Source organism: Arthrobacter sp. 2YAF22_2 (assembly GCF_052114645.1).
Taxonomy (GTDB): Bacteria; Actinomycetota; Actinomycetes; order Actinomycetales; family Micrococcaceae; genus Arthrobacter.
This window is the reverse complement of the sequence record NZ_JBFRFD010000055.1, coordinates 1-10,378: the sequence shown is the minus strand read 5'-3', so window position 1 is coordinate 10,378 and position 10,378 is coordinate 1. Positions and strand designations below refer to the sequence as shown.

Here is a 10,378-nt window from a genome sequence, read left to right as displayed (position 1 = left end):
ACCGTGAAAACCCACGTGCGGCGCATCCTGAACAAGCTSCAGCTCCGGGACCGGGTCCAGGCCGTGGTGTACGCCTACGAAACGGGCCTGGTGGTACCCAGCAACCCGGACTACTGACCCGGCGGGGCGGTTTCCCGTTAGTGGTTTCCGACGCATTTCAGAATTGTCCGTGAGGCAACAGACTGTGCCCTGGGAGCCCTCGCGTTGGAGTTGCGCCCGAAATTTGGAGGCGTAATCTGTGGGATTGCACAGGACGGCGTCCTTAACTTGCGGTCTAGGGTGAAACGACACTGTGGTCCGCAACACATCCGTGCCTGCACATCCCTCCGGGGTCGTGCCTGGCACGGGGCCCGGGCCGACACCACCCACTAAGGACGGCGCTTAATGCAGGCTGACCAGCAACTTTCCAAATCCCTGAAACCCCGCCATCTGTCCATGATCGCTATTGCCGGCGTCATTGGCGCAGGGCTCTTTGTCGGCTCCGGTGCCGCCATCCAGCAGGCCGGCCCTGGCATCCTCGTCGCCTACCTGGCGGCCGGCCTCGTGGTCATCCTCGTCATGCGAATGCTCGGCGAAATGGCGGCCGCCAACCCGGAAACCGGTTCGTTCTCCACCTACGCCGACAAGGCGCTGGGCCGCTGGGCCGGCTTCAGCATCGGCTGGCTCTATGCCTGGTTCTGGATCATTGTCCTCGGCATCGAGGCCACGGCGGGCGCTGCCATCATGCACCGGTGGGTGCCAGGCATCGACCAGTGGGTCTGGGCGCTGGCCCTGATGGTGCTGCTCACCCTCACCAACCTCGGTTCCGTGAAATCGTACGGCGAGTTCGAATTCTGGTTTGCCTCCATCAAGGTGGCCGCGATCGTGCTGTTCCTGTTGTTCGGCGTCGCCGCCATCCTCGGCCTGATTCCCGGCGTCCCGGCCCCGGGCCTGGATAACCTCACCGGCAAGGGCGGTTTCATGCCCAACGGTCCGGGCGCGGTGCTGGCCGGCATCCTGGTGGTCGTGTTCTCCTTCTTCGGCGCCGAAATTGCGACCATCGCCGCCGGCGAATCCGAGAACCCGGTCGATGCCGTCAAGAAGGCCGTGAAGTCCACGGTCTGGCGCATTCTGGTGTTCTACATCGGCTCCATCGCCATCGTGGTGACCCTGCTGCCCTGGAACTCCGCCTCCGTGGCGAAGAGCCCGTACGTCGCCGTGATCGAACTCTTCGGGATCCCCGGCGCCGGCACCATCATGGACGTCGTCGTGCTGACCTCCGTGCTGTCCTGCCTCAACTCGGGGCTCTACACGGCCAGCCGCATGCTCTTCTCGCTCTCCCGCCGCGGCGACGCGCCCCGCTCCTGGATGCGGATCTCCAAGCGCGGCGTGCCCGCCGCCGCGGTCCTGGCCTCCACGGTGGTCGGCTTTGTCACCGTGGGTCTGAACTACATCGCCCCCGACACCGTCTTCCTGTTCCTGGTCAACACCTCGGGCGCGATTGCCTTGTTCGTCTGGCTGGTCATTTCCGTATCCCAGCTGATTCTCCGCCGCCGGATGGGCGCCGGAGCCCGGGAGCTGCAGCTGAAAATGTGGCTCTTCCCGTACCTGACCTGGGTGGCGATCATCAGCATCGTCGCGTTGCTGGTGGGCATGGTGGTCCTGGATACCACGCGAGAGTCGCTGCTGCTCTCCCTGGCCCTCGCCGCGATTGTGGTCGGCATCGGGCTCTGGCGCTACCGCAGGAATGGCGCCGCTCCGGGCGCCGGCACGCGCGTGCCGGCCGGACGACGTCCGTCCGACGTCGACGCCGCCGGCGAGGACACAGCAAGTGAGGGCGTTTCCGCAGGCGTCGGCCCGGCGTCGTAAGGCCCCTCCCGCAGCACGCGCAGCACGCGACCCGCACCGCACCCACTCCGCGCCACCGGACATGCCCCACTCAGCCCCCGGACATGCCCCACGCCGGCGACCAGCGATGGACATAGTGCCACTATGTCCATCCGCCGGACCCAGGGCTGGGCATGTCCGGGGGCCGTGGGGAGCATGTCCAGTCCTGGGTCCGGGAGGAGGGCATGTCCGGCGTTGGAAGTCTGGCGGGGCCAGGAGCGGGCTCGCCGTGGCGGTGTAACCGCCGCACTAGACTCGGAGCCATGCCTTCCTCCGCCACAGCCGCAGACCACATCCAGGACCTCGGCGCGTACGTCAGCGCGTCGCCGTCGAGCTTCCACGCAGTCCACGAGGCGGCCCGTCGGCTGGACGAAGCAGGGTTTACCAGCCTCGACGAGCTGCAGCCCTGGACCACCCCCGTCGCCCCCACCCCCGCCGTCCCCTCCACGGGTAAGTTCTACGTGATCCGCGACGGCGCCCTCATCGCCTGGGCCACCCCGGAGGGGGCCGGACCCACCACGGGCTTCAACATCCTCGGCGCGCACACCGATTCGCCGTCGTTCAAGCTCAAGCCCAAGCCCACCACCGGTAAATTCGGCTGGCTGCAGGCCGGCGTCGAGGTATATGGCGGTCCGCTGCTCAACTCCTGGCTGGACCGGGAACTGCAGCTCGCCGGCCGGCTGGTGATGCTGGACGGCACCCAGCACCTGACCGCCACCGGGCCGCTGCTGCGCTTCCCGCAACTGGCCATCCACCTTGACCGCGCGGTGAACGACGGACTGGTCCTGGACAAGCAACAGCACATGAACCCGGTCTTCGGCCTCGGTGACCCCGCCGGCGCAGACCTCCTGGGCCTGCTCGCAGAGCGGGTGGCCGGCGCAACCGTGGACCCCGCACAGATCGGCGGCTACGACGTCGTCATCGCGGACACCCAGGCTCCCGCCGTGTTCGGTGCCAAGGATGAGTTCTTCGCCTCCGGCCGGCTGGACAACCTCTCCGCCGCTCACGCCGGACTCGCCGCCCTCATCGCGCACGCCGCCGGGACCGTCCCGGCTGGCGGCCCGATTGCCGTGCTGGCCGCTTTCGACCACGAGGAAATCGGCTCCGCCTCGCGCTCCGGTGCCTGCGGCCCGATCCTGGAGGACGTCCTGGTCCGCATTTCGGACGGGCTCGGGGCCACGGCAAGCCAGCGGCGGCAGGCGTTCGCGGCGTCGTTCTGCGTTTCTGCCGACGCCGGCCACGCCGTCCACCCCAACTACCCCGAGCGCCACGATCCGGCCAACCGCCCGGCCCTGAACGGCGGCCCGCTGCTGAAGATCAACGCCAACCAGCGCTACGCCACGGACGCCGCCGGCGCGGCGCTGTGGGCGCGGCTGTGCACCGATGCCGGGATCCCGTACCAGGAATTCGTCTCCAACAACGTGATGCCGTGCGGTTCCACGATCGGCCCGTTGACGGCCACCCGGCTCGGGATCAGAACGGTCGACGTCGGCGTCCCGCTGCTTTCAATGCACTCCGCGCGCGAACTCTGCGGCGTCGAGGATCCGCGCCGGCTGGCGGCGGTCACCGAGCTGTTCTTCCGGACCGCCTCCTAGCGGGCCAGGCCCGCTCTGACAGGCGCCTGCGACGTTATCCACAGCCCCAAAGGAGTGCTTTCGCCGCCGGCGGCGCCGCGGCTAGGCTGAAGTCAGAGAAATCGCTGAAACCGGCCCGGATGCACTAAGCTATTGAAGTCTGTGCTGCGCCCTGCCTCCGTTCCGGGGGCGATGTGCCGCGCAAGCAYCGCAAATGAACCTCCTGTTACGGAAATGCCGTAACCGCTTAGCCCAAAGGAGGTGGGTTCACATATGCGTCCTTACGAATTGATGGTAATCATCGACCCCGAGGTCGAAGAGCGTACCGTTGAGCCAACGCTTCAGAAGTTCCTGAACGTCATCACCACCGATGGTGGAACCATCGAAAAGGTTGACATCTGGGGCCGTCGTCGACTGGCTTACGAAATCCAGAAGAAGTCCGAAGGTATCTACGCCGTGGTGAACTTCACCGCCGCGCCGGCTACCGCCAAGGAACTTGACCGCCAGCTGAGTCTCAATGAGACCATCATGCGCACCAAGATCACCCGCCCCGAAGAGCAGAAGGTTGTTGCTGAGTAATCAGCTCCACCCCTCAATCTTTAACCCCGCAGGAACGAACAAGGAGGCAGTAGATGGCAGGCGAAACCACTATTACGGTCATCGGTAATCTCACCAATGACCCCGAACTGAGGTTCACACCGTCAGGTTCGGCAGTAGCGAACTTCACCATCGCTTCTACGCCCCGCACCTTCGACCGCCAGTCCAATGAATGGAAGGACGGGGAAACCCTGTTCCTCCGCGCATCGGTATGGCGCGAAGCAGCCGAAAACGTCGCCGAGTCCCTCACCAAGGGCATGCGCGTGATCGTTTCCGGCCGCCTGAAGAGTCGTTCCTACGAAACGAAGGAAGGCGAGAAGCGCACCGTCATCGAGCTTGAGGTCGATGAAATCGGCCCCAGCCTGCGCTACGCCAACGCCAAGGTCAACCGTACCCAGCGCTCCGGCGCCGGAAGCGGCGGCCAGGGCGGATTTGGCGGCGGCAACAGCGGCGGCTTCGGTGGCAACTCTGGTGGAAACCAGGGTGGCAACTCCGGCGGAAGCTGGGGCGGCAACCAGCCCGCAACGCAGGACGACCCCTGGGCCACGCCCGGGGTCAGCAATGCAGGCGGCTGGGGCAACGGCCCGGATTCCGAACCTCCCTTCTAAACAACATCTAAGGTCCGACGTCGGGATCTGCGAGGCAGCCGCATGGCAGCCCGCGCGGCGAACGGCACGGACCACCACCATCCCGTGGATCAATATCCACGGGCTCCATCGAATAGGAGCTCCACGATGGCTAAGGCTGAACTCCGTAAGCCCAAACCAAAGTCCAACCCCTTGAAGGCCGCTGACATCACTGTCATCGACTACAAGGACGTAGCATTGCTGCGCAAGTTCATCTCCGACCGCGGAAAGATCCGCGCCCGTCGCGTCACTGGCGTCACGGTGCAGGAACAGCGCAAAATCGCCCAGGCAATCAAGAACGCCCGCGAAGTTGCTCTGCTGCCTTACTCCGGCGCTGGCCGCGGCTAGGGAAGGGATTAACTAACATGGCAAAGCTCATTCTGACCCACGAAGTAACCGGTCTCGGTGCTGCTGGCGACGTTGTCGAGGTCAAGGACGGTTACGCACGTAACTACCTGCTGCCCCGCAACTTCGCCCTGACCTGGTCCAAGGGCGGCGAGAAGCAGGTTGAGTCCATCAAGGCTGCCCGCGTTGCCCGCGAGCACGCTTCCCTGGAAGACGCTCAGAAGCAGGCTGCTGCACTGCAGGCCAAGCCGGTCAAGCTCGTCGTCAAGGCTGGCGAGACCGGACGCCTGTTTGGCACCGTCAAGCAGGCCGACGTTGCTGACGCCGTTGAGGCTGCCGGTCTCGGCCGCATCGACAAGCGCAAGGTTGAACTGCCGGCTCACATCAAGTCGACCGGTTCCTACCAGGCCAACGTCCGTCTGCACGACGACGTTTCCGCTGTGATCGAACTCGACGTAGTTTCAGGCAAGTAGTCTTTCTGACTGCCTGAACTGCGCAAGAGGCCCCCGCCTCCGGATTCCCGCTGGGAACCGGACGCGGGGGCTTCTGCTTTTAACACCGGCTCAGCTTGAACGCCGGCTAGCCGTGGTGCAGGACCGTCGTGACGTGCCGGTAGCCAGCCCGGATCAGCTCGGCGAGCACCGCCTCGTCGACGTCGTCGAGCTTGTTGAGGTACAGACAGCCCGCCCCGATCCGGTGCTTGCCGAGCCGCGCCAGCAGCGGGCCCGACGCCGGGCCCCCGCCCAGTCCGTAGAGCGAAAGACTCGCCTTGCGCGGCGAAAAACCGACGGCGGGGGCGTCGCCCTCGCGTCCGGTCCCGTACTTGTAGTGATAGCGCCCGAAGCCAACGATGGTCGGGCCCCACATCTGCGGTTCCTGCCCCGTCGCTTCGGCCATCAGGGCCAACAGCCGGAGGCCGTCGCGCCGTCGGACGGGATGCTCGACGGCGGCCAGGAACGCCTCCACTGAGGCGCTGGAGGGCTGGGTCTTGTTTTCGCTCGTGTTGCGGGTTGCATTCGGGACCATGCGGGAAGTCTCACAGAGCCGGGCGCCCCTGTCAGCCCGGGCAGTGGCATGCCGGGGGGAACAGGGGAATAAAGACGTAGCTCCGCCGCTTCTACAGGTAGATGCAAATGCATACAGTTAGCAACACTGTGAATCAGCTACAGGAGCACACCGTGGAAACCCGTCGCATTACCGTTCTCTCCGCCGGACTCGGCGTCCCGTCGTCGAGCCGCCTGCTGGCGGACCAGCTGGCGGCCTCGGCCGAACGTCAGCTCGCCGCCGCGGGCTATGCCGTGACCGTCGACGTCCTCGAACTGCGGGACCTGGCTGTAGAGATTGCGAACAACTTCGTGACCGGATACGCCGCGCCGCGGCTGGCCGAGGCGATCGCGGGGGTCGAGGCCTCGGATGGCATCATTGCCGTCAGCCCGGTCTTCAGCGCCTCGTACAGCGGCCTGTTCAAGTCGTTCATCGACGTGCTGGATCCCAAATCGTTGGAGGGTAAGGCGGTCCTGTTGGGCGCCACGGCGGGTACCGACCGGCACCAGATGGTGCTGGACTTCGCGATGCGGCCGCTCTTCACCTACCTGCGCACCCGGACCGCCGCCACCGCCGTCTTTGCCGGCCCGCAGGACTGGGGATCGGCCGGCGACGGCGGAACGCCCCTCTCCGCGCGGATCGAACGGGCAGCGGGCGAGTTCAGCCGTCTGCTCGAAGGCGCGCAACCGCGGTCCCGGCAGGCCCCGCTGGAGTCGCTTCCATTTGAACAGCTGCTCGCCGGGATCTCCGGCGGCAACTAGGACGCGCAAAAAGGAGTGCTGTTCGGGCTAGGTGTTCGGCCTGCGGGCCTACCGGCCGCAGCCCGTCAGTCCTCGAGCAGGGCGATGAATTCGCGGGCCTGCTTGAGCGAGATGTCCGAGTGCCGGGTCAGGGCCGCGGCGGCGCCCTCGGCGTCGCCGCTCCGGGCCAGGGTGCGGATCCGGCCGTATATCTCATCGTTGAGCATATTGCTGCTGACTTCGCGCGTGACGTCACCCTTGCTGGCGATCGCCCGGTACCGGTAGGGAAAACGCTGCGGCGCATCGTCCTCCTCGTCGTCGGCCGGCTCCTCAGGCGCCTGCTGGGGCCGGTACGGCTGTGGGTGGGCAGCGAGGGCTCCTACGGCGTCCCGGGAGGCGCGGAGCCCTTCTCCGGTGGCTTCCAGATAGAGCTTGATCGCGCCCATGGCCTGGCCCTGGGCGATCAGAGCGTACAGGCGGCGGTGCTGCTCCTGGTCCAGCTTCGCGGCGGCAGTGCGCGCCAGCTCTGCTGAATTGCGGATGGGCTGCGGATCCTCGTCCTGCGGTCGCGGCGGCCGGCGGCGCGCCATCGCCCTGGCGGCGAGTACGACGACGACGCCCACGAGCACGAGGATCAGAAGGGGGACTAGCAGGGCTTCCATGGACTACAGCCGATCTACGTAATTCTTGGCGGTCAAGAGGTCAGCATGCGTGGCCTGGCGCAACAACTTGATGGCCTGGACTTTGTGGCCGGAGCGGGCCAGGGCCTGGAGTTGAAAAGTGAATTGAGGACTCAGTTGGCCTCCGGGCAGCACGGCCCCCAAGTAGCCGGGACGCCCTGCGTCGCTAAAGGAACTGCCACTGCCGCCGGCGGGGGTGCCCAGGCCGGCGCGGGCGTGCTCTGCCTGTTGCGACTGTTGCTGTTCATTCTGGCTGGGCCGCGTCGCCGCATCCACCCGGGCGCGGGCAGCCATGGCGGCCTTGACCTGAGCTTCGTAGTGGGCCCGGGACCGCATGGCCAGTTCCAGCTGGTAGCGCTCGGCGTCGGAGATGCCGAAATTGCGCGGCTTTAGCGCCGCGGAGACCGCCCACAGCACTGCGGCCAGGATGAGGGCGGGCAGCATGATGATCAAGACATCGCCCATGGCCAAAGCTTATGCCAGATAGCGGTTATCCACAGCACATTCCGGGGGCGGCATACCGGCCCCGTGGGATGCCGTCAATTTTCAGCCCTTCCGCATGACAAGCATCACAGTATGCGCATATCTGGGATGTTCTGTGCTCCGGCCGGCGGCACGGTATCCCCAGCCGGGAGCTGCAAGCTGTGGATGAAGCTTGCGAAAAATTGTTTTTGATCCACAGCCGGGCAGTAGCGTTTCTGCAGGTCAGGCCTGTGTTGGCGACGAAAGAATTTCTCTATCCACAGGCCGGCCCACAGGCTGTGCACAAGCAGGCGGCCTTAGTCCACAAGTTATCCACAGCTGCGGCGGCAGCCCGGGTTGGTGCCTGCCCGATCGGGGGATAACGTTGCGGGTGTCCAGCTTGGCGGCACCGAAATCCGGTCACCGCGGCACCGGCACCGCGACGCCGGCGTACCGGTTTCGGAGGGCAGCCGCGGACCGCCGAAGCACTACAGCACGGACAAATTGTCGGGGCCCGCTGATAGGAAGAAACCGGTGGATGGCTGCCGGACCGTGCGGCAGCTGCACCACCACACACGGCTCAGCGCCGCCGGCACACTTAATTCCACCGGCGCATTATGAAGGACGGCAGTTTTGTCAGTTACGCATCTGGACTCGGTCGAGGGCACTCGGGGCTCTGAAGGCAGCCGCAAGCCGCCCCAGGACATTCCCGCTGAGCAGTCGGTGCTGGGCGGCATGATGCTTTCCAAGGATGCCATCGCGGACGTCGTGGAAATCCTTCGCGGCCAGGACTTCTACCGCCCGGCGCATGAAACGGTCTATGAGGCCATCATCGACCTGTACGGCCGCGGCGAGCCCGCCGACGCCGTCACCGTCTCGGACGAGCTGACCAAGCGTGGCGAAATCAACCGGATCGGCGGCCCGGCCTACCTCCACGAGCTGATCCAGACCGTCCCCACCGCGGCAAACGCCGGTTACTACGCTGAGATCGTGGCCGAGCGGGCCGTCCTGCGGCGGCTGGTCAACGCCGGGACCAAGATCGTCCAGCTCGGTTACGGGCAAGATGGCGAGGTGGAAGACCTGGTCAATCAGGCACAGGCCGAGGTCTATGCCGTGGCCGAGCGCCGCACGGCCGAGGACTACGTCGTCCTCAAGGACGTAATGGAAGCCACCGTGGATGAGATCGAGGCCTCCGGCCATCGCGGCGAAGGAATGGTGGGCGTCCCCACCGGCTTCTACGAGCTCGACGAGCTGACCCACGGCCTGCACCCAGGCCAGATGATCGTTATCGCCGCCCGCCCCGCCGTCGGCAAGTCCACCTTCGCGCTGGACTTCGCCCGCTCCGCGGCCATCAAGAACAACCTCGCCACCGTGATGTTCTCCCTGGAAATGGGCCGGAACGAGATCGCCATGCGCCTGCTGTCGGCGGAGGCCACGATCGGCCTGCAGGACCTTCGCAAGGGCACCATCAAGGACGAGCAATGGTCCAAGATCGCCACCACGATGGGCCGGATGAATGATGCCCCGCTGTTCATCGACGACAGCCCCAATATGTCGCTGATGGAGATCCGCGCCAAGTGCCGCCGCCTGAAGCAGCAGCACGACCTCAAGCTGGTCATCCTCGACTACCTGCAGCTGATGAGTTCCGGCAAGAAGGTCGAATCGCGCCAGCAGGAAGTCTCCGAGTTCTCCCGGGCCTTGAAGCTGCTGGCCAAGGAACTCCAGGTTCCCGTGATTGCACTCTCGCAGCTGAACCGTGGCTCCGAGCAGCGCCAGGACAAGCGGCCCATGGTCTCTGACCTCCGCGAGTCCGGCTCGATCGAGCAGGACGCCGACATGGTGATCCTGCTGCACCGCGAAGACGTTTACGACAAGGAATCGCCGCGCGCAGGGGAGGCGGACATCCTCATCGCCAAGCACCGCAACGGCCCGACCAAGGACATAGTGGTGGCCTTCCAGGGCCACTACTCCCGCTTCGCCAACATGGCGGGGGACGCGGGCGGCGGCTTCTAGAGCAGGTGGTTGGGCAGCCGGTTGCCCGGCGCCCGGCCCCGGATCTCCAGCAATTCCCGGACGTGGGCGTGCAGCCGCCGGTCCTCCTCCGAGGCCGGGACCCACTGCGGGATCGGCACGGCGGCGCCGCTCCCGTCGCGGGCCACCATGACGGTCAGGCAGTAGGTGGTGAGGTTCAGCTCGTGGCCCTTGGGGTCCCCGGAGCGGACGTGTACGGCAACGTGCATGCCTTTCGTTCCGGTGTACACCAGCCGGGCCTCCACCTCCACCAGATCGCCGATCAGCAGCGGCCGGTAGAACCGCACGCCGCCGGAGAAGACCGCCACGGTGTCCTTACCGCAGTAGCGCGAGGCGCAGACGAAGGCGGCCTCATCGATCCACTTCATGACGGTGCCGCCGTGGACCTTGCCGCCCCAGTTCACATCCGTGGG

General features: G+C 66.0%; 13 protein-coding genes. 9 read left to right on the top strand and 4 right to left on the bottom strand.

Annotated elements, in window-relative coordinates:
• From AB4Y86_RS04050 to rplI, 7 genes are all read left to right on the top strand, one after another.
• Positions 1 to 117: response regulator transcription factor (locus tag AB4Y86_RS04050; RefSeq protein WP_441400306.1), on the top strand; the 117-nt coding region annotated here is incomplete at its 5' end.
• A 267-nt stretch (positions 118 to 384) separates the two neighbouring features.
• Positions 385 to 1,848 (top strand): amino acid permease, encoded by a 1,464-nt coding sequence (locus tag AB4Y86_RS04045; RefSeq protein ID WP_441400302.1) that lies wholly within the window; start codon positions 385 to 387, stop codon positions 1,846 to 1,848.
• A 281-nt stretch (positions 1,849 to 2,129) separates the two neighbouring features.
• Positions 2,130 to 3,461, top strand: a complete 1,332-nt coding sequence (locus AB4Y86_RS04040) for a M18 family aminopeptidase (RefSeq protein ID WP_441400301.1) — start codon at positions 2,130 to 2,132, stop codon at positions 3,459 to 3,461.
• Positions 3,462 to 3,713: 252 nt separating this feature from the next.
• The gene (rpsF, locus tag AB4Y86_RS04035) at positions 3,714 to 4,019 is read left to right on the top strand and encodes a 30S ribosomal protein S6 (RefSeq protein WP_441400299.1); all 306 of its coding nucleotides are present in this window, start codon (positions 3,714 to 3,716) and stop codon (positions 4,017 to 4,019) included.
• Positions 4,020 to 4,072: 53 nt separating this feature from the next.
• The gene (locus AB4Y86_RS04030) at positions 4,073 to 4,645 is read left to right on the top strand and encodes a single-stranded DNA-binding protein (RefSeq protein WP_441400297.1); all 573 of its coding nucleotides are present in this window, start codon (positions 4,073 to 4,075) and stop codon (positions 4,643 to 4,645) included.
• Positions 4,646 to 4,771: 126 nt separating this feature from the next.
• Entirely contained in the window at positions 4,772 to 5,011 is a 240-nt protein-coding gene (rpsR, locus tag AB4Y86_RS04025) for a 30S ribosomal protein S18 (RefSeq protein ID WP_003800144.1), read from the top strand.
• Positions 5,012 to 5,028: 17 nt separating this feature from the next.
• Positions 5,029 to 5,481, top strand: coding sequence for a 50S ribosomal protein L9 (gene rplI, locus AB4Y86_RS04020; RefSeq protein WP_354235334.1), 453 nt, complete (start codon positions 5,029 to 5,031; stop codon positions 5,479 to 5,481).
• 106 nt (positions 5,482 to 5,587) lie between these two features.
• On the opposite strand, the gene AB4Y86_RS04015 is transcribed toward rplI, so the two are convergent.
• Positions 5,588 to 6,034 (bottom strand): DUF1801 domain-containing protein, encoded by a 447-nt coding sequence (locus AB4Y86_RS04015; RefSeq protein WP_441400295.1) that lies wholly within the window; start codon positions 6,032 to 6,034, stop codon positions 5,588 to 5,590.
• A gap of 152 nt (positions 6,035 to 6,186) precedes the next feature.
• On the opposite strand from AB4Y86_RS04015, the gene AB4Y86_RS04010 reads away from it, so the two are divergent.
• Positions 6,187 to 6,813, top strand: a complete 627-nt coding sequence (locus AB4Y86_RS04010) for an FMN reductase (RefSeq protein WP_441400304.1) — start codon at positions 6,187 to 6,189, stop codon at positions 6,811 to 6,813.
• A 65-nt stretch (positions 6,814 to 6,878) separates the two neighbouring features.
• Here the strand turns inward: AB4Y86_RS04010 and AB4Y86_RS04005 are convergent, their stop codons facing one another.
• Together AB4Y86_RS04005 and AB4Y86_RS04000 are read right to left on the bottom strand one after the other, a co-directional pair.
• Entirely contained in the window at positions 6,879 to 7,454 is a 576-nt protein-coding gene (locus tag AB4Y86_RS04005; protein ID WP_441400293.1) for a hypothetical protein, read from the bottom strand.
• Positions 7,455 to 7,457: 3 nt separating this feature from the next.
• On the bottom strand, positions 7,458 to 7,937 hold the full coding sequence (locus AB4Y86_RS04000; protein ID WP_441400291.1) for a hypothetical protein: 480 nt from the start codon (positions 7,935 to 7,937) through the stop codon (positions 7,458 to 7,460).
• Between the two features lie 630 nt (positions 7,938 to 8,567).
• On the opposite strand from AB4Y86_RS04000, the gene dnaB reads away from it, so the two are divergent.
• Entirely contained in the window at positions 8,568 to 9,947 is a 1,380-nt protein-coding gene (gene dnaB / locus AB4Y86_RS03995) for a replicative DNA helicase (protein ID WP_441400290.1), read from the top strand.
• On the opposite strand, the gene AB4Y86_RS03990 is transcribed toward dnaB, so the two are convergent.
• The coding region (locus tag AB4Y86_RS03990) for an acyl-CoA thioesterase (protein ID WP_441400288.1) at positions 9,944 to 10,378 on the bottom strand (435 nt) is incomplete at its 5' end. The genes dnaB and AB4Y86_RS03990 overlap by 4 nt on opposite strands.

Bases quoted from the DNA above. Each gene is read 5' to 3' on its own strand.
- AB4Y86_RS04000 (WP_441400291.1), bottom strand. From the start codon at position 7,937: ATGGGCGATGTCTTGATCATCATGCTGCCCGCCCTCATCCTGGCCGCA.
- AB4Y86_RS04015 (WP_441400295.1), bottom strand. From the start codon at position 6,034: ATGGTCCCGAATGCAACCCGCAACACGAGCGAAAACAAGACCCAGCCC.
- AB4Y86_RS04005 (WP_441400293.1), bottom strand. From the start codon at position 7,454: ATGGAAGCCCTGCTAGTCCCCCTTCTGATCCTCGTGCTCGTGGGCGTC.
- AB4Y86_RS04030 (WP_441400297.1), top strand. From the start codon at position 4,073: ATGGCAGGCGAAACCACTATTACGGTCATCGGTAATCTCACCAATGAC.
- rpsF (WP_441400299.1), top strand. From the start codon at position 3,714: ATGCGTCCTTACGAATTGATGGTAATCATCGACCCCGAGGTCGAAGAG.
- AB4Y86_RS04045 (WP_441400302.1), top strand. From the start codon at position 385: ATGCAGGCTGACCAGCAACTTTCCAAATCCCTGAAACCCCGCCATCTG.
- AB4Y86_RS04040 (WP_441400301.1), top strand. From the start codon at position 2,130: ATGCCTTCCTCCGCCACAGCCGCAGACCACATCCAGGACCTCGGCGCG.
- rpsR (WP_003800144.1), top strand. From the start codon at position 4,772: ATGGCTAAGGCTGAACTCCGTAAGCCCAAACCAAAGTCCAACCCCTTG.
- rplI (WP_354235334.1), top strand. From the start codon at position 5,029: ATGGCAAAGCTCATTCTGACCCACGAAGTAACCGGTCTCGGTGCTGCT.